24 protein-coding genes and 1 pseudogene are annotated in these 26,201 nt (G+C 60.8%); 8 read left to right on the top strand and 17 right to left on the bottom strand.

Translation table 11 applies throughout. The features are described 5' to 3' along the window. Nucleotides 1-21 precede the first annotated feature (21 nt). Nucleotides 22-639, bottom strand: a complete 618-nt coding sequence (locus GIW79_RS00215; protein ID WP_034128752.1) for an FKBP-type peptidyl-prolyl cis-trans isomerase — start codon at nt 637-639, stop codon at nt 22-24. Between the two features lie 255 nt (nt 640-894). Here GIW79_RS00215 and GIW79_RS29720 point away from each other — a divergent pair. Further along, nucleotides 895-1,911: pseudogene (locus tag GIW79_RS29720) on the top strand (methyl-accepting chemotaxis protein); the annotation flags it as partial. A 39-nt stretch (nt 1,912-1,950) separates the two neighbouring features. Then, a complete protein-coding gene (locus tag GIW79_RS29715) occupies nt 1,951-2,814 on the top strand; it encodes a methyl-accepting chemotaxis protein (protein ID WP_370706066.1) in 864 nt (287 codons plus the stop codon). Nucleotides 2,815-2,889: 75 nt separating this feature from the next. Here GIW79_RS29715 and GIW79_RS00205 read toward each other — a convergent pair whose 3' ends face one another. The 6 genes from GIW79_RS00205 to GIW79_RS00180 form a co-directional block, all read right to left on the bottom strand. After that, nucleotides 2,890-3,258 (bottom strand): glyoxalase superfamily protein, encoded by a 369-nt coding sequence (locus GIW79_RS00205; protein WP_054896979.1) that lies wholly within the window; start codon nt 3,256-3,258, stop codon nt 2,890-2,892. Nucleotides 3,259-3,334: 76 nt separating this feature from the next. Next, nucleotides 3,335-5,260, bottom strand: coding sequence for a dermonecrotic toxin domain-containing protein (locus tag GIW79_RS00200; RefSeq protein WP_236453833.1), 1,926 nt, complete (start codon nt 5,258-5,260; stop codon nt 3,335-3,337). Continuing rightward, nucleotides 5,167-5,784: a dermonecrotic toxin domain-containing protein gene (locus GIW79_RS00195; RefSeq protein WP_236453837.1), complete on the bottom strand. Its 618-nt coding sequence runs from the start codon at nt 5,782-5,784 to the stop codon at nt 5,167-5,169. Before GIW79_RS00195 ends, GIW79_RS00200 begins: the two co-directional genes overlap by 94 nt. A gap of 113 nt (nt 5,785-5,897) precedes the next feature. After that, complete coding sequence (locus GIW79_RS00190) at nt 5,898-7,376, bottom strand: N-acyl-D-amino-acid deacylase family protein (protein WP_054921533.1); 1,479 nt, start codon at nt 7,374-7,376, stop codon at nt 5,898-5,900. A 1-nt stretch (nt 7,377) separates the two neighbouring features. Further along, nucleotides 7,378-8,238: a MurR/RpiR family transcriptional regulator gene (locus tag GIW79_RS00185; protein ID WP_186527653.1), complete on the bottom strand. Its 861-nt coding sequence runs from the start codon at nt 8,236-8,238 to the stop codon at nt 7,378-7,380. Between the two features lie 20 nt (nt 8,239-8,258). Next, nucleotides 8,259-9,608, bottom strand: a complete 1,350-nt coding sequence (locus GIW79_RS00180; protein WP_236453840.1) for a GntT/GntP/DsdX family permease — start codon at nt 9,606-9,608, stop codon at nt 8,259-8,261. 243 nt (nt 9,609-9,851) lie between these two features. On the opposite strand from GIW79_RS00180, the gene GIW79_RS00175 reads away from it, so the two are divergent. Next, the gene (locus tag GIW79_RS00175) at nt 9,852-10,226 is read left to right on the top strand and encodes a lysozyme inhibitor LprI family protein (RefSeq protein WP_054896984.1); all 375 of its coding nucleotides are present in this window, start codon (nt 9,852-9,854) and stop codon (nt 10,224-10,226) included. Between the two features lie 121 nt (nt 10,227-10,347). Here GIW79_RS00175 and GIW79_RS00170 read toward each other — a convergent pair whose 3' ends face one another. The 4 genes from GIW79_RS00170 to GIW79_RS00155 form a co-directional block, all read right to left on the bottom strand. Beyond that, nucleotides 10,348-11,793, bottom strand: coding sequence for a SulP family inorganic anion transporter (locus GIW79_RS00170; RefSeq protein WP_034128761.1), 1,446 nt, complete (start codon nt 11,791-11,793; stop codon nt 10,348-10,350). Nucleotides 11,794-11,990: 197 nt separating this feature from the next. Further along, nucleotides 11,991-12,884 (bottom strand): NAD-dependent epimerase/dehydratase family protein, encoded by an 894-nt coding sequence (locus tag GIW79_RS00165; protein WP_236456261.1) that lies wholly within the window; start codon nt 12,882-12,884, stop codon nt 11,991-11,993. Between the two features lie 103 nt (nt 12,885-12,987). After that, complete coding sequence (locus GIW79_RS00160) at nt 12,988-13,884, bottom strand: LysR substrate-binding domain-containing protein (RefSeq protein ID WP_236456272.1); 897 nt, start codon at nt 13,882-13,884, stop codon at nt 12,988-12,990. Between the two features lie 42 nt (nt 13,885-13,926). Next, nucleotides 13,927-14,691, bottom strand: a complete 765-nt coding sequence (locus GIW79_RS00155; protein ID WP_054896987.1) for a sulfite exporter TauE/SafE family protein — start codon at nt 14,689-14,691, stop codon at nt 13,927-13,929. Between the two features lie 185 nt (nt 14,692-14,876). On the opposite strand from GIW79_RS00155, the gene GIW79_RS00150 reads away from it, so the two are divergent. After that, nucleotides 14,877-15,791 carry a LysR substrate-binding domain-containing protein gene (locus tag GIW79_RS00150; RefSeq protein ID WP_089042344.1) on the top strand — a complete coding sequence of 305 codons (915 nt, stop codon included), beginning with the start codon at nt 14,877-14,879 and terminating at the stop codon, nt 15,789-15,791. A gap of 15 nt (nt 15,792-15,806) precedes the next feature. Here GIW79_RS00150 and GIW79_RS00145 read toward each other — a convergent pair whose 3' ends face one another. Together GIW79_RS00145 and kynU are read right to left on the bottom strand one after the other, a co-directional pair. After that, entirely contained in the window at nt 15,807-17,234 is a 1,428-nt protein-coding gene (locus tag GIW79_RS00145) for an amino acid permease (protein WP_034128766.1), read from the bottom strand. Nucleotides 17,235-17,366: 132 nt separating this feature from the next. Beyond that, entirely contained in the window at nt 17,367-18,617 is a 1,251-nt protein-coding gene (gene kynU / locus GIW79_RS00140; RefSeq protein WP_054896989.1) for a kynureninase, read from the bottom strand. Between the two features lie 144 nt (nt 18,618-18,761). Between kynU and GIW79_RS00135 the strand changes: the two genes are divergently transcribed. Continuing rightward, nucleotides 18,762-19,235: an Lrp/AsnC family transcriptional regulator gene (locus GIW79_RS00135; RefSeq protein ID WP_003176072.1), complete on the top strand. Its 474-nt coding sequence runs from the start codon at nt 18,762-18,764 to the stop codon at nt 19,233-19,235. Nucleotides 19,236-19,385: 150 nt separating this feature from the next. On the opposite strand, the gene catA is transcribed toward GIW79_RS00135, so the two are convergent. From catA to GIW79_RS00120, 3 genes are read right to left on the bottom strand one after another with little or no spacing between them, the layout of a single operon-like run. Further along, entirely contained in the window at nt 19,386-20,315 is a 930-nt protein-coding gene (gene catA / locus GIW79_RS00130) for a catechol 1,2-dioxygenase (RefSeq protein ID WP_236455134.1), read from the bottom strand. A gap of 39 nt (nt 20,316-20,354) precedes the next feature. After that, nucleotides 20,355-20,645, bottom strand: a complete 291-nt coding sequence (gene catC / locus GIW79_RS00125) for a muconolactone Delta-isomerase (protein ID WP_054921514.1) — start codon at nt 20,643-20,645, stop codon at nt 20,355-20,357. Nucleotides 20,646-20,657: 12 nt separating this feature from the next. After that, nucleotides 20,658-21,785 (bottom strand): muconate cycloisomerase family protein, encoded by a 1,128-nt coding sequence (locus tag GIW79_RS00120; protein WP_236455136.1) that lies wholly within the window; start codon nt 21,783-21,785, stop codon nt 20,658-20,660. Nucleotides 21,786-21,899: 114 nt separating this feature from the next. On the opposite strand from GIW79_RS00120, the gene GIW79_RS00115 reads away from it, so the two are divergent. After that, nucleotides 21,900-22,775 carry a LysR family transcriptional regulator gene (locus GIW79_RS00115; protein WP_054896990.1) on the top strand — a complete coding sequence of 292 codons (876 nt, stop codon included), beginning with the start codon at nt 21,900-21,902 and terminating at the stop codon, nt 22,773-22,775. 143 nt (nt 22,776-22,918) lie between these two features. On the opposite strand, the gene GIW79_RS00110 is transcribed toward GIW79_RS00115, so the two are convergent. Beyond that, on the bottom strand, nt 22,919-23,911 hold the full coding sequence (locus tag GIW79_RS00110; protein ID WP_200584423.1) for an AraC family transcriptional regulator: 993 nt from the start codon (nt 23,909-23,911) through the stop codon (nt 22,919-22,921). 311 nt (nt 23,912-24,222) lie between these two features. Between GIW79_RS00110 and antA the strand changes: the two genes are divergently transcribed. Together antA and antB are read left to right on the top strand one after the other, a co-directional pair. Next, nucleotides 24,223-25,614 (top strand): anthranilate 1,2-dioxygenase large subunit, encoded by a 1,392-nt coding sequence (antA, locus tag GIW79_RS00105; protein ID WP_236455139.1) that lies wholly within the window; start codon nt 24,223-24,225, stop codon nt 25,612-25,614. Beyond that, nucleotides 25,614-26,105 carry an anthranilate 1,2-dioxygenase small subunit gene (gene antB, locus GIW79_RS00100; protein ID WP_236477354.1) on the top strand — a complete coding sequence of 164 codons (492 nt, stop codon included), beginning with the start codon at nt 25,614-25,616 and terminating at the stop codon, nt 26,103-26,105. Before antA ends, antB begins: the two co-directional genes overlap by 1 nt. The last annotated feature ends 96 nt before the right edge of the window (nt 26,106-26,201 follow it).

Genomic DNA, 26,201 nt, shown 5'->3' with positions numbered 1-26,201 from the left:
CCAACAGGTAACCAGCAGGCCTTACAGAACGTCGAGCAGCTCGACGTCGAATACCAGAACGCTGTGCGGCGGGATGCTGCCAACGCCTTGAGCGCCGTAAGCCAGTTCGCTCGGCACGTACAGGCGCCATTTGCTGCCGGCATTCATCAGTTGCAGGGCTTCGGTCCAGCCGGCGATCACGCCACCCACCGGGAATTCTGCAGGCTGGCCGCGCTCGTAGGAGCTGTCGAACACAGTGCCGTCGATCAGGGTGCCATGGTAGTGAGTACGCACTTGGTCTTCACGGGTCGGCTTGGCGCCGGTACCGGCCGTCAGCACTTCAAATTGCAGGCCGGAAGCCAGGGTGGTGATGCCATCACGCTTGGCGTTTTCTGCCAGGAAAGCCAGGCCAGCGCCCGCTGCAGCTTCGGCCTTGGCAGCGGCTTCGGCTTGCATGATTTCGCGGATCACCTTGAAGCTGGCCGCCATTTGTTCTTGGTCAACACGGCTTGGCGAGCCTGCGAATGCGTCGGTCAGGCCGGCCAGGATCGCGTCCAGGCTGACGCCCGGTGGCGGGTTGTCGCGCAGTTGGTCGCCCAACTGACGGCCGATACCGTAGCTGACGCGGGTTTCGTCGGTGGACAGATTAACTTCGGACATGAAGAGGCTCCGCTGTAGGACGCCACGGTTTCCCGCGCCGCCCAGAACTAAAAGGGCCCGCAGACTAGCACACATGAGCGGGCCGTGATCAGCCCCACCCCGGCATCGCCGTTGCGCGCCGGCGACCCTTCGTCGACGAACAATAAAAGTATTTCAGAATCATCCTTTCCCGCCGATACAGCCCTACACATCTTGGCTGGCTCAAACAAAAACACACCGTCCAGCAGACAGACATCACTCTTCAAGGAGCTTTCGATGAACAGCTGGTTCGGTAACATCAGCGTCAATCTCAAACTCGGCCTGGGCTTCGGCCTGGTGCTGGTCCTCACCTCGATCCTGGCACTCACTGGCTGGACCAGCCTGGGCGGCTTGATCGACCGTAGCAATTGGATGAGCGACATCACCCAGCTCAATGCCTCGCTGACCAAGCTGCGTATCGTGCGCTTGCAATACATGCTGGCCAATGGCGACGAAGCTGTGGCGCAGAACGTGCAGACCAGCCTCGATGCCTTCGCCGCCCAGCAACAGAAGCTGCTCGACAGCTTCAAGAGCCCGGAAAACCTCAAGCTGCTCAATGAGCAGAAAGCCGTCATTACCGCTTACCGCCAGTCCCTGAACAAAATGCGCGAGGCCTACCGCAATGGCAACGCTGCGCGCGATGTCATGGGCGCCAAGGCCGACATTGCCAACGCGCAAATCAATGCGCTGGAAACCAGTGTGCAGCAGTCATCCGACAGCCCGGAACGCTTCACGCAGTTCCTGGCCGTGACCCAGGCCAAGAACGAATTCATGCAGGCTCGCTACGAAGTGCGCGGCTATACCAATAGCCCCAACGCAGAAACCGAAGCCCGCGCGGCTACACAGCTGGAAAAAGCTGTCGCCGGTTTGAAAGGCCTCAGCGTTGCCTTCGGTACTGGCCAGCAAAGCGCATTGTCCGCACTGGAAACCGCGCTAGGCGCCTACCGCAGCGCCGTGCAGAGCTACAAGGCGGCCAATGCCAATATCGTCACCGCCCGTGCCGAAATGACCACCCAGGGCGCCGACATCGTGACGATCAGCGACAAGCTGTACGACATCCAACTGGAACGTCGCGACGCCGAAAGCACCCAGGCCCGCAGCCTGCAACTGATCAGCACCTTGCTGGCCCTGTTGGTCGGCGTGATTGCCGCGTGGGTGATCACCCGCCAGATCACCCGCCCGATCCAGGACACCCTGGCCGTGGTGGAGCGCATCGCTTCGGGCGACTTGAGCCACAATATCCAGGTGACCCGTCGCGACGAACTGGGCGTGTTGCAGCAAGGCATCCAGCGCATGGGCACCACCCTGCGCGAGCTGATCAGCGGCATTCGCGACGGCGTCACTCAGATCGCCAGCGCCGCCGAAGAGTTGTCAGCCGTGACCGAGCAAACCAGCGCCGGCGTGAACAGCCAGAAGATCGAGACCGATCAGGTCGCCACCGCCATGCATGAAATGACCGCCACCGTGCAGGAAGTTGCGCGCAATGCCGAACAGGCTTCCCAAGCCGCTTCCGACGCTGACGGCCAGGCCCGCGAAGGCGATAAAGTGGTGGCTGAAGCCATCGCCCAGATCGAACGCCTGGCGGCCGAAGTGGCGCGCTCCACCGACGCCATGACGCACCTGCAACAAGAGAGCAACAAGATCGGCAGCGTGATGGACGTGATCAAGGCCGTGGCCGAACAGACCAACCTGCTGGCACTTAACGCCGCCATTGAAGCTGCGCGTGCCGGAGAAGCCGGCCGTGGGTTTGCGGTGGTCGCCGACGAAGTGCGTGGCCTGGCGCAGCGTACACAGAAGTCCACCGAGGAAATCGAAGGCCTGGTGGCCGGCTTACAGAACGGCACCCAACAAGTCGCCAGCGTGATGAACAACAGCCGCAGCCTCACCGACAGCAGCGTCGAACTGACGCGCAAGGCCGGGGTATCCTTGGAAAACATCACCCGCACCGTGTCGAATATCCAGTCGATGAACCAGCAGATTGCCGCAGCCGCCGAACAACAGAGCGCCGTGGCGGAAGAGATCAGCCGCAGTATCGTGAACGTGCGTGACGTGTCTGAGCAGACCGCTACGGCCAGTGATGAGACAGCCAAGTCGAGTGTTGAACTGGCACGCCTGGGTAGCCAGTTGCAGCAGATGGTCAGTCATTTCCGGGTGTAGCACCACAACCATGGTGGCGAGGGAGCTTGCTCCCTCGCCACAAGGGCCTTACCTGCGAACAGGCCAATGGGAGAATCAGCCCTCGCTCTCCTCAACAAACACCAATCGATTCCCAAACGGGTCTCTGATGCTCATCTCCCGCGTCCCCCACGGCGTGTCTTCCACCCCAGGCTTGGCATACCGGTATTCCTTGCCCAGCAATTGCTGCTGATACGCATCGACCCCTTGGGCCTGGACCCGCACAGCCGCCCCTGGCGAAGCATCGCCATGATGCTCGGATAAGTGCAGCACACACTCCCCCAGCGACACTTGCACGTACAACGGAAAATTCGCCTCGAAGCGATGCTGCCAATCGACCTTGAACCCCAGGAAATCGACGTAGAACTCCAACGCCTTGGCCTCGTCGAAAATCCGCAGGATGGGGGTGACTTTTCCTAAGTGCATTTAACTCTCCAAGTGCCGGTCGCTCGTTGCTGGCGAGCGACCACCCTAGCTCAGCAAGCGCTCAAAGTGAACACGCTCAATGATGGTGAATTTCCCTGATCCTTGCGCTCGACAGTTGATCATTGTCCACATGCACTTCATCGAACTCATAGGAACTTTCTTCAAACTGATTCAAGTGGCCCGACTTGCGCATCCGCTCGATGGTGCCAGGCGCCACACACTGGCGAGCCTCGACGAACTGCGGGTTTACCTCGATATTTTCGTTGAAAGAGACGACGGGAACACCGCGACTGTCGATTTCGTAAAGGTGGTACTTGCCGCCGAGTGCAGTATCACCAAAATGTATCGCCGCCGCCTTTGAGCGAGACGCCATCACGACATTGCCGTCCATCATTTTTGCAGGCCCGGAAAAGAAGTTTGAGTCCCGGAAACCATAATTTGCCGGATCACCGCGACGCTCTACGCGATCCGCCTTTTCGACGCGGTACAACTTGGGTATATCGGTACGTTCAATCATGCCTCGACTGTTGAAATACCCACCATCAGGCACCTGGACGCCGGCCTTGAACGGATTGACCTTGAGCACGTTGCTATCGTCGTACGGCTCGTAATCCCCGGAGGACGTGGCATCGGAAACCACCGAAGACGGCGACTCCTCATTCTCCGACAGTTCGTTTTCCGAGTCCTCGAGTTTGGGCTTCTTCGCCGTAGACGGGCCCTCCTCGACGATCTCATAACGGGGCTGCACTGAGGGACGCTTGGCCCCCCCTTGCAGGTAAATCTCCATGGATGGGTCCCACGCAGGATTCAACCCGTTTGCTGGTTTTTCGGGTAGCCGCGCAGGTTCGGTCGGACTCATCAGTACACCGATCTGCCCGTTCACGCGGCGATAGTTGAAAAACGGTTTTTGCGCCGTCGCCGGTTGAGCGCCGGACTCGACAGAAGGGTCGGCCGTGGAAGGACCGGCTTTGCCGAGGGCGTGAAAAAAAGCCATCGTCGCGACGTCCATCACCGCCGAATGCAGCCCATTCTTGCGCTCGGCCTGAGTGTCACCCTCCACGGCCTGGTCTATTTCCATTCCTACCTGTGCAGTGTAAGAGACGGCGCCAAGCGCCAGACCAATAGGCCCGAGCAAGGCCATGGGGATGGAGAATATCGCGTTGCCGGCTTGCAACAGAGCCAGTGCGTCGTCCTTGCGCACTTCGGCGTTGGATTTCATTTCGGTGTCTGCATCATTGTCGATGCGTTGGCGTGTCTGGCTGGCCATGAAGGAAAACACGTCCCCGCCGATTGGATAATTCAAAGTATCGATAACACTGTCATTCGCTGCCTGGGTGCCTGCACCCAGCTTGGCCAGGGTGACGTCCACGCCGTTGGCACTCAGGGCGTCAAACACGCCCTGCTGACGATCACGCAGCGAGAAATGTTCCTCCAGCACCTTGGCTTTGGCGGGGTCCTTGCTTTGTTCGAGCACCCACTGGTCCACGGCGGCTCGGTCCTTGAAAGTCTGGATCGCGGGTTTTGCGCCGGGGACATAGAGGGTTTCGGTACCACTCTTGGAGATGAAGCGCAGGATGTCATTGGACTTATAACCATTGATGTCGAAGCAAAACACCCTGGTGTCCGGACCCGGCGTCGTCTGCGCCTGTAACTGGGCCTTGGACATCGGCCCCTCGAGCGGTACACCTGACGCCGCCGCTTTCATCACCTCGGCATAAGCCTGCGGGCTAAGGCCCTGGCTGGAGTCTTGTTGGTTGAGGGCGCGCGCGGCCCGGGCCTCCATCACGAACTGTTGCTTGGCCAGCATCCGCCACTCGTCGCCGTGCTGCATCCAAAAATTGTCCAGCCTGGTCATCACCTTTTTCTGCAGGTCCCCCTCACGCACCAGGTTCAACAGCTCGCTGGGCTTCATGCGCAGTTGGTTGCCGGCGTCGTAGGTGCCCCTTCCCGGCCCATCCAGGTACAGGCCATAGGCGGCGTCCAGATCACGCCAGGTCTCCACGGCGTTGGGCACGTCATCGTGAATTTTCGAGTAGAGGTATCCCGGCCCCGTCCGGTCGAAAATGAACTTGCCCAGCCGGCTGAAAAAAAATCCGGCACACTTTCGCTGTCCAGCAACGAAAACGGGCTGGTATTCGAAGACACGAAATGCGCCAGCGCCTGAGCCTTGCCGGCCGTGCCGTAGCGTTCCGCCGAGAAAAAATCACTGGCCACGGCATCGGTCAGCGTCATGGACGACTCGGGAACTCCGCGATGTTCCCACCCGGTCACGGCGCTGCCTGTGTGGGTACTGTTGGCAGGAGAAAACTGATGCAGGTATACCTTGTCGGGGTCGATCCATTGATTGGTCAGGTTCCAGACTTTTTCCTGGATCCAGCCTTTGATCGTGTCACGCGGAAAAGGGAACGCCGACATCGCATCGACGCCCTCATTCACCGCGGCGTCAGGCGACGTGACGGTAGATGAAATGACGGCGTTGCCGGCCCGGTTAGCGAGTTGGCTGGGGCTTACAGGCTGAGTGTTCATACAGGCTCTCCGTAATAAGACCTGCACATGCTAGAGAGCCGTCCTTTGCAATCAATTAGCTTTTTGTAAGCGCTGATTGGCCATATTCAGACACGCTATCGGGCCGAGCACTGTCAGATCGCATCCCGCGCACCAAGCTGAAAACCTCGGCGCAAATCACCGCTGCGCGCCAGAAAACGACCCGCACGCCGTGTGTTCGACTGCCCTTCGCTGTAGCTCAAGACGCCGTTTACCCACACACGCTCAATCCCTTCGGCCGCACGCTGAGGCGTCTTGAAATCCGCCATGTCACGCACCCGCGCAGGGTCGAAGAGCACCAGGTCAGCCCAGTGCCCCTCGCGAATTTCTCCTCTTTGGGCCAAGCCGAAACGCGCCGCCGACAGCCCGGTCATTTTGTGTATCGCCGTGTACAACGGGAACAATCCGACATCCCGGCTGAAATGCCCTAGCACCCGTGGGAAAGCGCCCCACAAGCGCGGATGAGGAAACGGATCTTCAGGCAACCCATCCGACCCCACCATCGACAATGGGTGCGCAAGAATGCGCCGTACATCCGCCTCATCCATGCCGTAGTACACCGCCCCCGCAGGTTGCAAACGGCGGGCGGCATCCATCAGCGAAACGCCCCACTCGGCGGCAATCTCCTGCAAATCACGCCCGCCCATTTGCGGGTGCGGTGTGGACCAAGTGATGGTGATGCGAAACGCGTCAGTCACCTGCTTGAGGTCCAGGGTCGAGGAGCTGGCGGCATAGGGGTAGCAATCACAACCCACCGGATGGTCTTTTGCCGCTGCTTCCAGGGCCGCCAACAGCTGCGGGCTGCGCCCCCAGTTACCGGCACCGGCGCATTTAAGGTGGGAAATGATCACCGGCACCCTGGCGTGTCGACCGATCAGAAACGCCTCATCCATTGCTTCCAGCACTGGTTCGAACTCACTGCGCAAATGCGTGGTGTACACCGCGCCGTAGGCCGTCAGCTCCTCAACGAGCTGCAGCACTTCATCGGTCTTGGCGTTGAAGGCGCTGGCGTAGGCCAGGCCTGTGGATAACCCCAGGGCACCGGCCTCCAGGCTCTCTTGCAACTGCACGCGCATGGCCGCGATTTCATACGGTGTGGCGGTGCGATGCAGGTCGTCCATATGGTTGCTGCGCAGCGCCGTGTGACCGATCAATGCCGCGACGTTCACTGCCGGATGGGCGCCCTGCACCGCGTTGCGATAATCGCTGAACCGCGGATAACAGAACTGCTCACGGTTGCCCAATAAGTTCATCGGGTCCGGCGGGTCGCTGCGCAAACTGACCGGCGAAGCGCTGATACCACAGTTGCCGACAATCACCGTGGTCACGCCCTGGCTGAGCTTGGGCAGCATCTGCGGCTGGCGAATCACTACCGTGTCGTCGTGGGTGTGCACGTCGATAAAACCCGGTGCCAATACCCGGCCATGGCCGTCGATGATCTGCTCCGCCTGGGCTGTGGACAAGTCGCCAATCGTACGGATGCGCCCTGCCTGCACGCCCACATCGGCGACATACCCTGGGGTGTTACTGCCATCGATGATCAGCGCCTGGCGAATCAGCGTGTCGTACTTCATATCAATCTCCAAGCGGCAGGCTACCAGGGCCGCCGCGGTAATCGTCCAGCGCCAGTTTGATCCGGCGCAGGCGTTCCTGGTTGTCGTCCGGCAGGGCCAGCGCCAACTCGGTGGCGAGCAGGTCGATAGCCAGCAGCATGCCGTAGCGGGCCGCAGTGGGCTTGTAGATAAAACTGGTTTCCGCCGATTGCAGCGGCAGCACGACATCCGCCAACTGCGCCAGCGGCGAATCGGCAAGGGTGATGGCAATGATCCGCGCGTCGTAGTTGCGCGCCAGCGTCACTACCTCCAGTAACTCCGGGGTCAGGCCCGTGAGTGAGCAGGCGATCACGGCATGTTCGGGCCCCAGGGTCGCCGCCGTGACACGCATCATCACAGGGTCGTGGCTGGCGGCAATCGGATAGCCCAGACGCACCAGGCGCACCTGCAACTCATCGCTGCACAGGCTCGACGGCCCGCCCATGCCGAACGCATGGATCATCCGGGCCTTACCCAATAGCTTGACCGCATCGCCAAAGCTGCGCTGATTGAAACCCGAAAGGTGCTGACGCAACGTCGCCTCGATATCCCCCAGAATCTGCCGATGAAACGCTGACTGTTCTGGCTTGCCCGCCGGGTCCAGGAAGCGGCTGCCCACGCCGTTGGCCTGGGCCAACTGCAGGCGCAAATCGCGCAAGTCACGGCAGCCCACGCTGCGGGCGAAGCGTGACAAGGTGGCGGTACTCACCTCAGCCCGTTGCGACAGTTCCTCCAGGCTGGCGGACGCGGCAAAGCCCACATCCTCAAGCATCAGCTTGGCAATACGCCCTTCGCCGGCACTGAAAGTGTCCTGGCGGGCGCGGATCTGATAGAGGATGTCCATGGGGGCTCCGGGTTACAGGCTCATAACACAAGGGACAGACCGTAGGTCAGGCCGAAGGCGACCAGCGAAATCAGGGTCTCGAGTACGGTCCAGGTCTTGAAGGTCTGGATGACCGTCATATTGAAGTATTCCTTGATCAGCCAGAAGCCGCCGTCGTTCACGTGGGAAAAGATCACCGAGCCTGCACCGGTCGCCAACACCAGCAATTCAGGGTGTGGATAACCCAGGCCCAAGGCGACCGGCGCGACCACTCCGGACGCGGTGGTCATGGCAACCGTGGCCGAGCCCGTGGCGATACGCATCAACGCCGCGAACAGCCAGCCCATTACCAGCGGCGACAAGTGAAACGCATGGGCCAGGCCGAGGATTTCATTGGTCACGCCTGCGTCCACCAGGATGCGATTCAAACCACCGCCCGCGCCCACCAGCAAGGTAATGCTGGCGGTCGGCGCCAGGCATTCGTTGGTGAACTTGAGGATCGACTCGCGGTTGAAGCCCTGGGCCAGGCCCAAGGTCCAGAAACTCACCAGGGTCGCCACCAACAGGGCGATCACCGAGTTGCCGATAAATAACAGGAACTGGTTGAAACCGCTGCCCGGCGTAGAAATCACGTTGGCCCAGCCGCCGATCATCATCAGCACCACCGGCAACAGGATGGTGCCCATGGTCAGCGTAAAGCTGGGCAGGCGTGTACGCGGTTCACGCTCGATGAACTGGCGCTCCAGCGGGTTTTGCGCCGGCAAATGGATGTGCGGCACGATGAACTTGGCGTAGACGGGACCCGCGATGATCGCCGTGGGGATACCAATCAAAATCGCATACAGCACCGTCTGCCCGACCGAGGCGTTATAGGCCAGCACCGCCATCATTGCCGCCGGGTGCGGCGGCACCAACGCATGCACCACCGACAGGCCGGCGACCATCGGCAGCCCGACCATCAGGATCGACACGCCCACGCGCCGCGCCACGGTAAAGGCAATCGGCACCAGCAACACAAAGCCGATCTCGAAAAACAGCGGCAGCCCCACCAGAAACGCAATACACACCATCGCCCAGTGGGCATTGCGCTCACCGAAGCGGTTGATCAGCGTGCGCGCCACCTGTTCGGCGCCGCCCGACTCGGCCATCATCTTGCCGAGCATGGTGCCCAGCGCCACCACCAGGGCGATATGCCCCAGGGTCTTGCCGACACCCGCCTCGTACGAGCCCATGATGGTGTCCGCCGGCATCCCGGCCATCAGCGCCAGGCCGATGGACACCAGGGTAATCACGATAAAGGGGTTGAGTCGGTAGCGTGCGATCAGCACGATCAATGCAATGATGGCGATGGCAGCGTATGCCAACAGCCCGAAGCCCGGTGATGCGGCCATGCGGTACTCCTCGGAAAGGGTCACGTCGAATTGGTTGTGAAACTCATAAATCATTCCCGAGGAGCATTTTCAATTTTCATGAAAGTAATTTTCGCCCACGGATAAGCGCTGTCGCTTGGGGATATGCCCGACATGGGTGGATGAAAATTCGGGGGGTGTTCTTACATGAAGATCAGAGAAGGCGGAAACTCAGTCGCTGCCCTTGAGTCATAGAATGCGCATCCATTGCCCAGGAACCCGCTCATGATTCGCACCACAATTGCCGCCAGCGTCCTGCTCTTGTGCAGCAGCGCTTATGCCGCCGACAACCCTGCCTTGAAAAAATGCATGGACAGCGCCAATACCACCGCCGACATGGTCAATTGCAACGCCCGGCAAACCAAGGTGCAGGACGACCGCCTGAACCGCGCCTACAAAACCGCCCTCGCCGCCCAGGAAGGGCCGCGCAAACAGCAACTGCAAGACGTGCAGCGCCTGTGGATCAAATACCGCGACGCCAACTGCGCCTTCGCAGGCAGCGCCACCGGCGGCACGATTGATCAGGTAAACGGCTCAGGCTGCGTGCTGGACATGACCCAGACCCGCGCCCAGGAGCTGGAAGACCTGGTCGGCCCGTAACTGCTACAGCTCTCCCCCTGTGGCGAGGGAGCTTGCTCCCGCTGGGCAGCGCAGCGGCCCCAAAATCCTGGGCGCGCTTCGCACGCCAGCGGGAGCAAGCTCCCTCGCCACAGGGGCTCAATCAGTCGTGATGAACCTTGGCGCGCTTGAGCAGTTTTTTGCAGCGCTCGGATAAATGCAGCACCCGCAGGTGCTTGCCAGCCTTGGTGTAGCGCTCGCGCAGGGTCATCAGGGCGGCAATCGCCGAATAGTCGACAAAGCTCAGGTGACGGCAATCCAGTGTGACCTGGGCCGGGTCGTTGGCCGGGTCGAACTGATTCAAAAACGGCGTGGTCGAGGCGAAGAACAACGTGCCATGCAGCCGATAGAGCTTGCTGCCGTCGGCCTCCAGGTGTTCATCGGCGTACAGTTCCCGCGCCTGCTGCCAGGCGAAGTTCAGCGCGGCGATGACGATACCGCACAGTACGGCGGTGGCCAGGTCGGTGAACACCGTAATGATCGTCACCGCCATGATCACCAGCACATCATTGAGCGGCACCTTGTTGATCACCCGCAACGACGCCCAGGCGAAGGTCTGTTGCGACACCACGAACATCACGCCCACCAAAGCCGCCAGCGGGATCCGCTCGATCAGTGGCGACAGAAACAGAATGAACAATAGAATCATCACCCCGGCAAACACCCCGGAGAAGCGCCCACGCCCGCCGGAGCTGAGGTTGATCACGGTTTGCCCGATCATCGCGCACCCCCCCATGCCGCCAAACAGGCCCGAGACCATATTCGCCGCGCCCAGGGCCACGCTTTCGCGGTCAGGATAACCACGGGTCTCGGTGATTTCGTCGGTGAGGTTGAGGGTCAGCAAGGTTTCCAACAGGCCAACCATCGCCATCAAAAACGCGTAGGGCGCGATGATGCCGAGGGTTTCCAGGGTCCAGGGGATCTGCGGCAGGGCGAAAGTCGGCAAGCCACCGGCGATGTGCGCCATATCGCCCAAAGTGCGGGTCGGCAGGCCAAGCAGGTACACCGCCAGGCCCACACCGAGAATCGCCACCAGCGCGGGCGGTACAGCACGGGTCAGACGAGGCAACAGATACACAATGGCCATGGTTGCCGCCACCAACCCGGCCATTACGTACAACGGCGTGCCGCTGAGCCAGGTTTCACCGCTCTTGAAATGCTCCAGTTGCGCCAGCGCAATGATGATCGCCAGGCCGTTGACGAAGCCGAGCATCACCGAATGCGGCACCATGCGCACCAGCTTGCCCAGGCGCAGCAGGCCGAAAGCGACCATGATCAACCCGCCCAGCAGTACCGTCGCCAGCAAATACTCCACGCCGTGTTGCACCACCAGCGCGACGATCACCACCGCCATCGAACCGGCGGCGCCCGAGACCATGCCCGGGCGGCCGCCGAACAACGCGGTGAGGGTGCAAATGATGAAAGCACCGTAGAGGCCCATCAGCGGGTTGAGATGAGCCACCAGCGCAAAGGCAATGCATTCGGGCAGCAAGGCGAAAGACGTGGTGAGGCCGGCCAAGGCGTCGGCGCGCAGACGGGTGAGGTTCATGGAGTACCAGGGAATTGCGGGGAATTAGGCGGGGGATGGTACGGAATTGCGGCGGGTGGGGCTAGTGAAGTGTCAGGTCTGATGTACCGAGCCGCCCCTTTCGCAGGCAAGCCAGCTCCCACATTTGGATCTGTGAATAGATTCAAATGTGGGAGCGGGCTTGCTCGCGAAGGCCGCACCGCGGTGCTAAGCGAACATCACACCATCTCGTCGCGAATCCACTCCACCACCGAAGTACGCTTGGGCACCCAACCCAACAGCTCACGAGCGTGCTTGCCGCGCACTCGGCTATTGGAGCCCAAGCCATAGTTGGCCATTTCATACCCCCACTCGGCCTCAGCCTCGACCAATGACCAATCCTGTGGTTTACCCAGGTTCAGCGCTTGGGCAATCGCCGTGGTCATGTCGATGAATGCTGCTTCGCTGCTTTCCACAAAGTAGAAAGTACCCGGGACGTTTTTGGTCAGCGCCAGCAGATACAGGGCGACCACATCTTCAATATGCACGTTGGACCAGATGTTCTGCCCGCTGCCCACATGGCGCACTACCCCGCTTTTGCGCGCCTGCTTGAGCAAGCGCGGCAATTGCACGCTGTCACGCTTCACGCCCAGGCTGTGGCCGTAGATCAGGGTGTTGCAGATCACCGCCGAATTCACACCGTCATTGGCCGCCGCAAGGATCAGGTTGTCGATCGCCACGCGTGCGGCCTTGTCGACGGTCGGCTCTGGCAGGTTGTCTTCAAAGTAGATGACTTCACTGGCCTTGCCGCCCGACGCATCGCCGACGATGCTCGAACCGCTGGTGTGCAGGAACGGCTTGTTTGAGCCTTTCAAGGCAGCCAGCAAGGTTTCTACGGCACCGCGATGGTCGCTGCTGGCGGCGTTGATCACCGCATCGGCCTTCTGCGCCTGCGCCGTCAACACGGCTGCGTCGTCGAGGGTGCCGATCACCGGCGTGATGCCCAGCGCGGTCAGTTCAGCGGCTTGTTCGGCGCTGCGCACCAGGCCGGTGACGTGATGGCCGGCGTTGACCAGGCCGGTGGCGATCGAACCGCCGATAAACCCTGCTGCACCGGTAACGAATACATTCATGGAGGTTGCTCCTGACTGGGTAAGTGATGCGCCCAGTATCCAGCCCCCACGGCTGCCGAATAAGCCCGTGCGGGCCAATTCACTCTTGCGCTCAGGTCACGAATCAGCGCGCATACCGCGCCAGCTTGGCCTGAATAAAGTCCAGGAAGCACTGGATGCGTAGTGCCAATTGCGAGTTGCGATAGAACACCGCGTGGATCGGCTGGCGATAACCGCTGTTGAACGCCTCCAATATGGGCACCAGGCGGCCGGCGTCGATGTCAGCAACGGTCATGAAATTCGACAGGCAACAAATGCCCTGCCCCTGCAGCGCTAACTGGCGCACGGTTTCGCCACTGGAGGCGCTGACGCTGGGCTGAATCAGCCAGCGGTCACCTTCGCCGTGACGCAGCGGCCAGTGGTTGAGGGTCTCGGTGTGGGTGAAGCCCAGCAAGGTGTGATCAGCCAACTCGGCAACGGTCGTCGGCGTGCCGTATTGCTTGAGGTAGCCGGGGCTGGCCAGAACATGGAGCGGCGTGCTGCCCAGGAAACGCGCATGCAGGGTCGAGTCGGCAAGGGCGCCGATGCGAATGGCGATGTCGGTGCTTTGCTCCAGCAGGTCGATGATCAAATCATCGCTGTTGAGCTCCAACTGGATATCCGGGTAAAGGCTGCGAAATTCGGCGATATACGGCACGACCCCATGCAGCATGAACGGCACGGCGGCATTGATACGCAGGCGGCCGGCCGGTTTTTTCTGGCGCGATGACAGGCGCTCTTCCAGCTCATCCATCTGCGCAAGGATCAGCTTGGCCTGCTCGAAGAAGTACTTGCCCTCTTCGGTCAGGTCCATGCGCCGCGTGGTGCGGTTGATCAAGGTGGTGTCGAGTTTGGCTTCCAGGCGCGACAAGGTACGGCTGACTGCCGATGGCGTTTGCCCGACCTTTTCGGCGGCGGCGGAAATCGAGCCGCATTCAATCACGCTGACGAAGATCTGTAGCTCATCGGAACGGGCTTTCACGGGCGGTCCTTGATTTGTCGGCTGACACAGGCACGGCCATTATTAACCAGCCAGCAACAAATGGCCTCCCAGCAACGCCATGCCGGTGAAAAATCCACGTTTGAACCACAGCGCACTGATGCGTCGGCGCACCACCTGACCCAGCCACATTCCCAGCAATGCCGGCACCAACGCCAGCAATGACGCGCCCATTTCACCGCCGCCCAGTGCCCCGCGCCAGGCCAGCCCGGCGGCAAGTGCCAACGTCGACACGGTGAACGACAGCCCCAGCGCCTGCACCAACTGATCACGGCTCAAGCCCAGCGCCTGCAGGTACGGCACCGCCGGGATCACGAAGACACCGGTGGCCGAGGTAATGATGCCGGTGATCACCCCGCACAAGGGGCCCAGCCAACGCTCGGTTCGGGGCGCGACCTTGAAGGTTGGCAGGAATAACCCGCTCAGCGCATACACCAGTAAAGCCGCGCCCAGGGCACGCACCACCCAAGGTCCGCTACCCATGCCCAGCCACAAGGTGCCCAGCCCGGTGCCGAGGAAGATCAGCAACAGCATCGACCACAGGCGTTTGAGCAAGGCACCCAAGTGCCCGCCAAAGGACAGTTGCCAGAGGTTGGTCACCGTCGAAGGAATGATCAGCAATACCGCAGCCTGCGCCGGCAGCATAGCCAGGCCAAGCATACCCATGGCTACAGTGGGCAAGCCCAGGCCGATGACGCCCTTCACCGTACCGGCCAGCAGGAAGGTGGTGATGACCAGCGCTGTCAGGGCGGGGCCGAGGTTTTGGTAGAACGCGAGGAAGGTATTCATGCACCGATTGTGCAGGGCTGGAGAGTGGCTGAAAATTCGCCATATACTGAGGTAGCCTCTTGTTTTGTGTGAGGCTGATGACGCTATCGCAGGCAAGCCAGCTCCCACATTTGGAATTGTGAATACATTCAAGTGTGGGAGCTGACTTGCCTGCGATGAGGCCCTTCCAGTCACTGGAAAACTTAATGCACTTTGACCTCATCGACCTGCGCCTCTACCTGCACATCCTGGACACCGGCAATATCACCGCCGGCGCGGCCCGCAGCCACCTGTCCCTGGCTGCCGCCAGCGCACGCATCCGAGCCATGGAGTCTTCACTGGGCATCGCGTTTCTCGAGCGCGGCCGCCGTGGCGTGACCCCGACACCCGCGGGCAAAGCCCTGGCGCGGCATGCTCGCCTGCTGTTGCAGCAGGCCGACCATCTGCAGCAAGACCTGGCCGAATACGCCAATGGCGTCAAAGGCCAGGTACGCCTGCTGTGCAATACCACCGCTCTAAGCGAGTACCTGCCTGAACTGCTCGCTCAGTTTTTGCGCGAGCACCCCAACCTCGATATCGACCTGCAAGAATTGCCCAGCCTGCGCATCACCCACGCCTTGCGCCAGGGCACCGCCGAGCTGGGGATTATTTCCGATGCGGTAGACACCCACGGCTTGCAGACCCTGGCGTTTCGCGACGACCCGCTGGTGCTGATCATGCCCCTGGACCACCCGTTGACCAGCGCGAGTTTTATCGAGAGCTTGCAATACGACTACGTGGGCCTGGCGGCCAACAGCGCGTTGGCGGTTTACCTGGAAGAACAGGCACTGCACGCGGGCTTTCGCTTGCAGACGCGCATTCGCGCCGACGGTTTTGATGGGGTGATTCGCATGGTCGCCGGCGGCGCGGGCCTGGGCATCGTGCCTCAGGCCGCCTTGGACCGTTGGCCACCTGCACGGCGCTTCAAAGCCCACCCCCTGCAAGAAGAATGGGCCTGCCGCAAACTGTTGTTATGCGCACGCTCGTTCGAGCAACTGCCCGGTTACGTCAGCACATTACTCGCTGCGCTCACCGCCCCCCCTTGTAGGAGCGAGCTCGCTCGCGAAGATCGCCAACGATAACGCGAGCTATCAGGTTTAACGCGGCGCTCTCGGGTTCTTCGCGAGCAAGCTCGCTCCTACAGATGATGCGCGTTTGTGGAAGAAGGTGTAGTAAACCGCCGACAAGATCAGCAGGAACGGCACGCCAAACACCAGTGTCATCTTGAAGGCGTCGGTGAAATAGGTGGTGATCATCACCGCCCCCATCAGCACCAACCCCAGCAACGTGCTGTAGGGAAACAGGCGCAACTGGAACGACAACTTCGCCCCGCCATGACGCTTGCGATAGCGGCGGAAAAACAGGTGAGTGAGGAAGATCATGAACCAGGTGAAGATTGCGCCAAACATCGAGATCGCCATCATCAGGGTGAACGAGCTTTCCGGGTACACCACGTTGAGCAACGTCGCCAGGGCAATGCCCGAACTGGACAGCAGCAATGCGTTGAGCGGGATGCCGTTCTTGCTCAGCGCGCCCATGGACTTGGGCGCAAAACCAGCGCGCGACAGGCTGAACATCATGCGCGTGGTGATGTAGAGCTGACTGTTCATGGCCGACAGCGCCGCGATCAGGATCACGAAATTCATCACCCCGGTGGCACCGGGAATGCCGATGGTCTGCATCACTGTGACAAACGGGCTCTGGGCCTGGCCGGCCTGGTTCCACGGCACGATGGCGAGCATCAGCGCCAGGGTCAGCAGATAGAACACCACCAGCCGCACGATGGTAGCGCGGAAGGCTTTCTTCACTGCCTGCTCCGGGTCGGCGGCTTCACCGGCGGCCACGGCGATCATCTCGACACTGAGGTAGCTGAAGATCGACACGATCACCGCGATCCACATGCCACTCAAGCCATGGGGGAAAAAGCCGTCGTGGGCCGTGTAGTTCTGCACCCCGTAGTCAGGGTTACCGGAGCCGAACACCACATACACCGCCAGGATGATGAAACCGACAATGGCGCTGATCTTGATCGTCGAGAACCAGTATTCGAAGTTGCCGAAGGTCTTCACGCTGATCGCATTGAGCAGGATCAGCACACTGGAAAACGACACGATCCACACCCACTCCGGCACGTTGGCGAACCAGTACTTCATGTACATCGCCACCGCCGTGACCTCGGCCCCCACCGCCAGCACAATCGCCGCCCAGTAGGCATAGCGCACCAGGAACCCGGCCAACGGGCTGATGTAGAACTCGGCGTAAGCGCCAAAGGAGCCGGAGGTGGAATGGGCCACCGTCATCTCCGCCAGGCAGCCCATCAGCAGCAAGGTAATCAACGCGCCGATGGCGTAGCTCACCAGCACGCTCGGCCCGGCATAACCGATGGCGTAGGCGCTGCCCATGAACAGCCCGGTGCCGATGGCGCCACCGATGGCGATCATGCTCATCTGGCCGGAAGTGAGCTGGCGCCTCAGGCCCAGTTCACGGTGGGTAATTTCTGCAAAGCCGTTGTCTGGCGTGGTCACTGGTGTGCCCCTTTATTATTGTGATAGTGGCTGACGCTGAACCTGTGGGAGCTGGCTTGCCTGCGATAACGGTAGTGAATGCACCGACGCTATCGCAGGCAAGCCAGCTCCCACATTTGATCTGTGTTGCCCTTAAGTAACGCTGTTGCGCACTTTGAATTGCGCTTGGTCCCACGTAGCGTTATCGAGAATTTCACCGAGAATTTCCACGGCGTCCCACACTTCGGTAAAGCTGGTGTACAACGGCGTGAAACCAAAACGCATGATCCGCGGCTCACGGTAATCGCCGATCACGTCTCGGGCGATCAAGGCCTGGATCACCGCGTAACCTTCGGGGTGTTCAAAGCTGACGTGGCTGCCGCGCCGGGTGTGTTCACGCGGGGTGATCAGCTCCAGGCCGTGGGCGGCGCAACGACTTTCGACCAACGCAATGAACAGGTCAGTCAAGGCCAGGGACTTAGTCCGCAGGCGCACCATGTCGGTCTGGGCAAAAATCTCCAGGCCACATTCCACCATGGCCAACGAGGTAATCGGCTGCGTACCACAGAGGTAGCGGGCAATGCCGGCGCTGGGGGCGTAGGTGGACTCCATGGCGAACTGCCGGGTATGCCCGAACCAACCCGATAACGGCTGGCGCACCACATCCACCAACGCCGGGTTGACCCACACAAACGCCTGGGAGCCCGGTCCGCCGTTGAGGTATTTGTAGGTGCAGCCAATCGCATAATCCGCATTGGCCTGATGCAGGTCGACAGGCACCGCGCCCGCCGAATGCGCCAGGTCCCAGATGCTCAGCGCGCCGCACTCGTGGCTCAGCGCGGTCAGGGCCGCCATGTCGTACATATAGCCGGTCTTGTAGTTGACGTGGGTGAGCATCACCACCGCCACGTCCGCATCGATAGCCTGGGGAAGTTCCGCCGGGCTGTTCACCAGGCGCAAGGAATAGCCTTGTTGCAGCAATTCGGCCAAGCCTTCGGCGATGTACAAGTCGGTGGGAAAGTTGCTCGCTTCGCTGACGATGACCTTGCGCGCAGGTGTACGTTGGCGCTGCACACTCAAGGCGGCGCTGAGCACTTTGAACAGGTTGATCGAGGTGGTATCGGTGATCACCACCTCGCCCTCACGCGCACCAATCAATGGCGCCAGGCGATTGCCCAGGCGCTGGGATAAATCCGCCCAGCCGGCGCTGTTCCAGCTACGAATCAAGCCATTGCCCCACTCCTCGGCGATCACCTGTTGTGCCCGCTCCAGCGCCGCCACCGGGCGAGCGCCGAGGGAGTTGCCATCGAGGTAGATCACGCCTTCGGGCAAGGCGAATTGGGCACGCAGGTGGGCCAACGGGTCCTGGGCGTCGAGGGCTTGGCAATGGCTTCGAGTGGTCATGGGTCGTCCTGGTTTTTATAAGTGAGGATGGACCAAATAATGAACGAACTTTTAGAGAATTTTCGTGCAAAGTGGTGGGCAAACGTCTATTTAAGCTGTAGAAAATTCGAATTTAACCTCCAAACACGCGGATATCTTCCAAGCATGATTCTCGACGCTACCGACCTGCGCCTCCTGCATTTCCTGCAACAGGATGGCCGCATCAGCAACCAGGAATTGGCGGAAAAAGTCGCGCTGTCGCCGTCTGCATGCCTGCGCCGTTTGCGCCTGCTGGAGAGCGAGGGAATCATCAGCGGTTACCGCGCGGTATTGAACGCCGAACAGCTGGGAATCGAGCTGGAAGCCATCGTGCACCTGTCGCTGCGCCAGGATGTGGAGGACTGGCATGAGACGTTCATCAAGAAGGTGCAAGGCTGGCCAGAGGTGGCGAGCGCCTATGTGATCACTGGCGCCAGCAACTATGTGCTGCGGGTGCAGGCGCGCAACCTCAAGCACTTTTCGGACTTTATCGTGAACCACCTGAACCGCACGGCGGGGGTGATGGATATCCGCTCGGAGATTGTGCTGCAGAAAATCAAAGACCGGGATGAGGTGTTGGACCTGGTCGTGCGCAAATAACTAGATCACCAAAAAACTAATGTGGAAGCTGGCTTGCTGTGGCGAGGGAGCTTGCTCCCGCTGGGGTGCGCAGCGCCCCCAAAAGCCGGCTCCAGCTTCGCTGTCGAGCGGGAGCAAGCTCCCTCGCCACAGCAAGCCAGCTCCCACAGATCAGTCTTCGAGGGCGCGGACTCGTTGCATGCGCTGCTGCTCTATTGGCGCATCCGCCACCTGCAACTCAAAGTCAAAATCAATCTGCGCAAACCGCCCTTGCACGCCAAATTCGCGCGCCAGTTGCGGATCGTCACTGAAGCGAATCTCGGCAATCAGTTCATCCCGGGTGGCATAGGCAAAGTCATCATGCAGGTACGGGTCATCCGACAGGTTGATCTGCGTGGTCAGGTGCCGGTGCGCCGGCGCCGAGATGAAGAAGTGGATATGCGCCGGCCGTTGCCCGTGGCGCCCCAGTTGGTCGAGCAACTGTTGCGTCGGCCCGCTCGGTGGGCAGCCGTAGCCTGAAGGCACGATGCTGCGAAAACGGTAGTTGCCCAGGGCGTCGGTCTCGATGCGCCGACGCAGGTTGAATTCCGATTGCGCCGGGTCGAACCACGAATAGGTCCCGCCCGTGTTGGCCTGCCACACATCGACAATCGCCCCTGCCAACGGCTTGCCCTCGGTATCGCGTACTTGCCCGCGCATGAACAACGGCACCGCGTCGTCCCTACCATCATCCAGCCGCGCCTCGTACTTGGACAGCGGCGCACCGGCCACGTACAACGGGCCTTCGATGGTGCGCGGCGTGCCGCCAGACTTGCCGGCCTCCTCGTCAGCGGCATCCATCAACAGGTCCAGGTAATGCTCCAGGCCCAAGCCGGCGGCAAGCAGGCCGGCCTCTTGATTTTTGCCCAGTTCATTGAGGTAGTTGACCGCCTTCCAGAATTCTTCCGGGGTCACTTCCAAGTCTTCGATGATGTTCACGGTGTCGCGCAGGATTCGGTAAATCAGCGCCTTGGTGCGCGGGTTGCCCGCGTCATTGAGGTTACCGCTGGCTTCTTCGAGAAACTGTTGGGCGTGGGCAGTCTGGGACAGGCGGATGGACATGGTGCATTCCTCATCTTGTAGTTATAGGTGGAAGCCGGCTCAGCGGTCGTCCGCATGGATCGACGACGGATGGCGGCACAGCGCGTTCACTTCGATGGCCATGTAGGGGAACAACGGCAGTTGCATCAGCAGGTCGTGCAGCTCCTGCACGCTGTCGACATCGAACACGCTGTAGTTGGCGTAATGCCCGGCGATGCGCCACAGGTGGCGCCATTTGCCCTCCTCTTGCAGGCGCTGAGCCAAGGCTTTCTCCTCGGCCTTGAGGCTGGCGGCACGCTCGGGGTGCATATCGAGGGGAAGGTTCACGGTCATTTTTACGTGGAACAACATGGCAGAGGCCTCTTAGTGTTTGTCACGGCGAAAGAACGCCAGGCGCTCTTCATCGAGCGCCAGGCCCAGGCCCGGCGCGCTGGAAACGTGCAGCTGGAAATCGCGGTACACCGGTGGCTCGGTGAGGATGTCTTCGGTGAGCAACAGCGGGCCGAACAATTCGGTGCCCCACGCCAGGGTGTTCAGCGTGAGAAAGGCATGGGCCGAAGCCAGGGTGCCAATGCCGCCTTCGAGCATGGTGCCGCCGTACAGGCCGATGCCAGCCGCTTCGGCAATCGCCGCCGTGCGCAATACGGCACGCGGGCCGCCGTTCTTGGCGATCTTGAGGGCGAACACTGTGGCCGAGCCTTCACGGGCCAGGTTGAATGCATCCTCGACACACTCGATGGACTCATCGGCCATGATCGGCACCGGGCTCGACAGGTTGAGCCGAGTCATACCACCACGGTTGTTGCGCGAGATCGGTTGTTCGATCAGGTCGATACCGTTGTCGCCGAGCACCTTGCACGCCCGCAGAGCCACGGCTTCATCCCAGGCCTGGTTGACGTCGACGCGCACACTGGCGCGCTCGCCCAGGGCTTTTTTGATCGCGATCACATGGGCCAGGTCGCGGTTGACTTCACCGGCGCCGATCTTCAATTTGAAGATGCGATGACGGCGCAGGTCGAGCATTTTTTCGGCCTCGCTGATGTCCTGTTCGGTATTACCGCTGGCCAGGGTCCAGGCCACCGGCAACGCATCACGCACACGCCCGCCCAGCAGCTCGCTGACCGGCAGGCCCAGGCGTTTGCCGAGGGCGTCGAGCAAGGCGCTTTCGATACCGGACTTGGCAAAGGTGTTGCCGCGAATACTGCGCTCCAGGCGCAACATCGCCGCGTTGACGTTACTCGCGTCCTGGCCGATCAGCAGCGGCGCGAAGTGATAGTCGATGTTGACCTTGATGCTGTCGGGGCTCTCGTTGCCGTAGCTCAGGCCACCGATGGTGGTGGCTTCACCGATGCCTTCGATGCCGTCGGTGCAACGCAGGCGAATGATGACGAGGGTCTGGTTTTGCATCGTGTGCATCGCCAGCTTGTGCGGGCGAAGGGTGGGCAGGTCGACGATGACAGTTTCAATCGACTCGATGGTGCAAATCGGCATGGCAATACCCATTGGGTTCTTTATAAATTCACGTCGATTCTGTTCCGCATTTTTTTGGGCTTCCAATATAGAATTGGTCTCGTGCGATACCCTCAAGGTATGAAAGGAGTCGATATGGAACTGCGTCACTTGCGCTATTTCCAGGTGCTGGGCGAGACCCTCAACTTCACCCGAGCTGCCGAACGCTTGCATATCGCCCAGCCGCCTTTGAGCCGGCAGATCCAGCAACTGGAGGACGAACTGGGGGTGGTGCTGCTGGAGCGCAGCCGGCCCTTGCGGCTGACAGAGGCCGGACGGTTTTTCTATGAGCATGCCAATATGCTGCTCGAACAACTGGGCAAGGTCTGCGACACCACCCGGCGCATCGGCCAAGGCGAGAAAACCTGGCTGGGCATCGGCTTTGCGCCGTCGACCTTGTATGGCGTGCTGCCGGAGCTGATTCGGCGCCTGCGCACTCACGAGGCCTTGGAGCTGGAGCTGGGTTTGTCGGAGATGACCACTTTGCAGCAGGTCGAAGCGCTCAAGGCTGGCCGCATTGACGTAGGCTTCGGGCGGATTCGCATCGACGATCCGGCCATCGTCCAGCGCGTACTGGTGGAGGACCGCCTGGTAGCAGTGCTGCCCAGTGGTCACCCGTTGCTGGGCGCCCCGGCCACCCTCGCCCAGTTGGCCGGCGAACCCTTTGTGCTCTACCCCGGCAACCCGCGCCCCAGTTATGCCGACCATGTGATCGCGCTGTTCGACGCCCATGGCTTGAGCCTGAAGGTGGCGCAGTGGACCAACGAATTGCAGACCGCTATTGGCCTGGTGGGCGCAGGTATGGGGGTGACGTTGGTGCCGGCGTCGGTGCAGGTGCTGCATCGGGCGGATATTGGCTATACGCCGATTGTGGAGGCCACTGCGACTTCGCCGATCATTCTGAGCCGGCGGGTGAATGACCAGTCGCCGGGGCTGACTCATTGCCTGCAACTGGTTGAAGAGTTGATCTGAGATTTTCCCAAACACCGCAATTCCCTTGTAGGAGCGAGCTTGCTCGCGAAAAACTCACAGGCGCCGCGTTCATCCAGCAAGCACCCGTTATCGTTAACGCTTTTCGCGAGCAAGCTCGCTCCTACATTTGATCTTCATTGGTTTCAGAGGCTGCGCAGGCGCTTGCGTTGCAATGTCTGGCTGGGCGACTCATCGAACAGCTTGCGGTATTCCGCCGAAAACCGCCCCAGGTGCGTAAACCCCCAGCCCAGGGCGATTTCAGAAATAGTGCGCATTGAGCCCTGCTCCAGAATCTCCTGGCGCACCGCCCCCAGCCGATGCTTCTTCAGATACGCCATGGGCGACAGTGCGAAGTACTTGCGAAACGCATCGAACAGTTTGAACCGCGACACGCCCGCCGCCGCTTCCAGGTCTTCCAGGTGCAGCACTTCACGGGCGTTGTCGTGGATGAATTGCCGCGCACGGATCAAGTAGTACGGCAGTTTTACCCCCAACACCTCGCGCAACTCTTCAGAGTAGTTATTCGGTTGGGCCAGGATCAGCCCCTTGATCAGCGAGCTTTCCAGGTCACGGGTAAACGCCGCCTGCTCGTACAACTCGCTGCTGCATTCCAGTTCGGCGATGAAGTATCGCGCCATGCGCCACCACGAGGCCGGTGCTCCGTCCACAGCATCCATCACCGACTCAAACCGCAGCGGTGCATCGATGGGCCGTTGCAGCAAACCTTCCAGTGACTCGCTCATCGCCGCGCGGGTGATCACCACCTGCAACTTGCGGCAGTCACCGGAAATCGCCAGCACCTGATGCTCATTGGGTGAAATGATCACGCCCTGGTCGCGGTTGGAACTGAGGCGCTCACCGTTCTTGCTCAGCTCCTGCTCGCCCACCAGCGGCAGGCTCAAGCTGTAGCTGCGAAAGTGCTCGGCGTCTTCGATGTCGATGGTCACATCGGTACCGTATTCGATCACGCCCAGGGTGGTGGCGCGGGACTTGAACACGTTGGCGCTGTGGTGAAAGCGCAGGCGCTCGGGGGTGGCCGTCGCCAGGCGATGGGGCCCGCAGATGCCGGACATCCAGCTGCGCGCGCCTTCCAGGTCGAAGCGTTGAATATGAATATCGCGTGTCTGGCTACTCATCAGGGTGCACCCACGGCGGTTAGGCATTTGCGCGCTCTGGCGGCGCGTCGTTGAACCTCGACAGCAAGTTCCAGGCCACGCCAGCAGCGTGGCCACTGGGTGGATAGTAAGGGTCGACTATGTGGATAAATCCCAGGGCTTTACGACCATCGCCCACCATCACAGTAGCGCATGCCGTCACCTGCGCGCACCGCCATGGGTATTTGCTGCCCAACTTTGCGGCCTGCGTTCCCCCATTAAGCGGATAGCCCGCCACCGCATCGCAGCCGCTTAATGGCTCACCGTTTAGCCATGATCAAAAGGTGCCTCCCATGAGTGGTGCAAGAACCGTCGAGCAGTGGAAAACCTTTATCGAAAGCTGCCTGGACTTTCGCCCGGCAGATGAAGTGTTCCGCATCGCCCGCGACATGTTCACCGAGCCCGAGCTGTTCGACCTGGAGATGGAACTGATCTTCGAGAAGAACTGGATCTACGCCTGCCACGAAAGCGAACTGGCCCATAACCACGACTTCGTGACGATGCGCGCCGGGCGCCAGCCGATGATCATCACCCGCGACGGCGAAGGCCGGCTCAACGCGCTGATCAACGCCTGCCAGCATCGCGGCACTACCCTCACCCGCGTGGGCAAGGGCAACCAGTCCACCTTCACCTGCCCGTTCCACGCCTGGTGCTACAAGAGCGATGGCCGACTGGTGAAGGTCAAGGCGCCGGGGGAATACTCGGAAGGTTTCGACAAGGCCACCCGCGGCCTGAAAAAAGCGCGCATCGACAGCTACAAGGGCTTTGTGTTTATCAGCCTGGACGTGAACGGCACCGACAGCCTGGAAGATTTCCTGGGCGATGCCAAAGTGTTCTTCGACATGATGGTGGCGCAATCGGCCACCGGTGAGTTGGAAGTGCTGCCGGGCAAGTCGGCCTACACCTACGACGGCAACTGGAAGCTGCAAAACGAAAACGGCCTGGACGGTTATCACGTCAGCACCGTGCACTACAACTACGTGGCCACCGTGCAGCACCGCCAGCAGGTAAACACCGAAAACGGCACGGGTTCCAGCACGACGCTGGACTACAGCAAGCTCGGCGCCGGCGACGCGAATACCGATGACGGCTGGTTCGCCTTCAATAACGGCCACAGTGTGTTGTTCAGCGACATGCCCAACCCCAGCGTGCGCTCCGGCTACGCCACCATCATGCCGCGCCTGGTAGAGGAACACGGCCAGCAGAAGGCCGAGTGGATGATGCACCGCCTGCGCAACTTGAACATCTACCCCAGCCTGTTTTTCCTCGACCAGATCAGCTCGCAGTTGCGCATCATCCGCCCGGTGGCCTGGAACAAGACCGAAATCATCAGCCAGTGCCTGGGCGTGAAAGGTGAGTCCGACGCCGATCGCGAAAACCGGATTCGCCAGTTCGAGGACTTCTTCAACGTCTCGGGCATGGGCACGCCCGACGACCTGGTGGAATTTCGCGAAGCCCAGCGCGGCTTCCAGGGCCGCCTGGAACGCTGGAGCGACATATCACGGGGCAGCCATCGCTGGGAGACCGGGCCGACGCCCAACAGCGAGGCCATTGGCATCCAACCGGCGATGACCGGCACCGAATTCACCCATGAAGGCTTGTACGTCAACCAGCATCGCAACTGGCAGCAGTTTCTGCTCAAGGGTTTGGACGAGCGAGCCCTGACACTGCGGGAGGTGAAATGATGAATGCGCAATTGCAGTACCAGATCGAGCAGTTCTTCTACCGCAAGTCCGAACTGTGCGATGCCCAGGACTGGGACGCCTACGTGCAATTGTTCGACCCGCAGAGTGAATTCCACCTGCCGCAATGGGACTCGGAACACGTCTACACCCAAGACCCCAAGCGCGAGATGTCGTTGATCTACTATGCCAACCGCTCGGGCCTGGAAGACCGCGTGTTCCGCCTGCGCACCGGCAAAGCCGCCTCTGCCACGCCGATGCCGCGCACCTTGCACCTGATCAACAACGTGCGCATTGCCGAGCAGGCCGACAGCACGTTGGAGGTGCGTTTGAACTGGCACACGCTGTTTTATCGGCTGGCTACTTCCGAGCAGTTCTATGGGCACGCAACCTATCGCCTCAAGCCCGAGGGCGACAGCTGGCTGATCACGCGCAAGCACGCCCTGCTGCTCAACGACACCATCAACTCGGTGCTGGATTTCTATCACCTTTAAAACCAGCACATCCCCCTTGTGGCGAGGGAGCTTGCTCCCGCTGGAGTGCGCAGCGCTCCCAGTTTTTTGGGGCAGCTTCGCAGCCCAGCGGGAGCA

The sequence above is a fragment of the Pseudomonas sp. PA-7-1E genome (assembly GCF_021605325.1).
Classification (GTDB): Bacteria; Pseudomonadota; Gammaproteobacteria; order Pseudomonadales; family Pseudomonadaceae; genus Aquipseudomonas; species Aquipseudomonas fluorescens_BV.
The sequence above is the reverse complement of the archived record's forward strand: the minus strand, read 5'-3'. Positions and strand labels throughout refer to the sequence as shown.

Coding starts and splice junctions, on each gene's coding strand:
- GIW79_RS00170 (WP_034128761.1), bottom strand. CDS start 11,793: ATGAACCTCACCCGTCTGCGCGCCGACGCCTTGGCCGGCCTCACCACG.
- GIW79_RS00110 (WP_200584423.1), bottom strand. CDS start 23,911: ATGAGTAGCCAGACACGCGATATTCATATTCAACGCTTCGACCTGGAA.
- GIW79_RS00155 (WP_054896987.1), bottom strand. CDS start 14,691: ATGAATACCTTCCTCGCGTTCTACCAAAACCTCGGCCCCGCCCTGACA.
- GIW79_RS00205 (WP_054896979.1), bottom strand. CDS start 3,258: ATGCACTTAGGAAAAGTCACCCCCATCCTGCGGATTTTCGACGAGGCC.
- catA (WP_236455134.1), bottom strand. CDS start 20,315: ATGTCCATCCGCCTGTCCCAGACTGCCCACGCCCAACAGTTTCTCGAA.
- kynU (WP_054896989.1), bottom strand. CDS start 18,617: ATGACCACTCGAAGCCATTGCCAAGCCCTCGACGCCCAGGACCCGTTG.
- GIW79_RS00165 (WP_236456261.1), bottom strand. CDS start 12,884: ATGAATGTATTCGTTACCGGTGCAGCAGGGTTTATCGGCGGTTCGATC.
- antB (WP_236477354.1), top strand. CDS start 25,614: ATGAATGCGCAATTGCAGTACCAGATCGAGCAGTTCTTCTACCGCAAG.
- GIW79_RS00120 (WP_236455136.1), bottom strand. CDS start 21,785: ATGCCGATTTGCACCATCGAGTCGATTGAAACTGTCATCGTCGACCTG.
- GIW79_RS00190 (WP_054921533.1), bottom strand. CDS start 7,376: ATGAAGTACGACACGCTGATTCGCCAGGCGCTGATCATCGATGGCAGT.
- GIW79_RS00185 (WP_186527653.1), bottom strand. CDS start 8,238: ATGGACATCCTCTATCAGATCCGCGCCCGCCAGGACACTTTCAGTGCC.
- catC (WP_054921514.1), bottom strand. CDS start 20,645: ATGTTGTTCCACGTAAAAATGACCGTGAACCTTCCCCTCGATATGCAC.
- GIW79_RS00175 (WP_054896984.1), top strand. CDS start 9,852: ATGATTCGCACCACAATTGCCGCCAGCGTCCTGCTCTTGTGCAGCAGC.
- GIW79_RS29715 (WP_370706066.1), top strand. CDS start 1,951: ATGGGCACCACCCTGCGCGAGCTGATCAGCGGCATTCGCGACGGCGTC.
- GIW79_RS00215 (WP_034128752.1), bottom strand. CDS start 639: ATGTCCGAAGTTAATCTGTCCACCGACGAAACCCGCGTCAGCTACGGT.
- GIW79_RS00195 (WP_236453837.1), bottom strand. CDS start 5,784: ATGAACACTCAGCCTGTAAGCCCCAGCCAACTCGCTAACCGGGCCGGC.
- antA (WP_236455139.1), top strand. CDS start 24,223: ATGAGTGGTGCAAGAACCGTCGAGCAGTGGAAAACCTTTATCGAAAGC.
- GIW79_RS00180 (WP_236453840.1), bottom strand. CDS start 9,608: ATGGCCGCATCACCGGGCTTCGGGCTGTTGGCATACGCTGCCATCGCC.
- GIW79_RS00135 (WP_003176072.1), top strand. CDS start 18,762: ATGATTCTCGACGCTACCGACCTGCGCCTCCTGCATTTCCTGCAACAG.
- GIW79_RS00115 (WP_054896990.1), top strand. CDS start 21,900: ATGGAACTGCGTCACTTGCGCTATTTCCAGGTGCTGGGCGAGACCCTC.
- GIW79_RS00150 (WP_089042344.1), top strand. CDS start 14,877: ATGCACTTTGACCTCATCGACCTGCGCCTCTACCTGCACATCCTGGAC.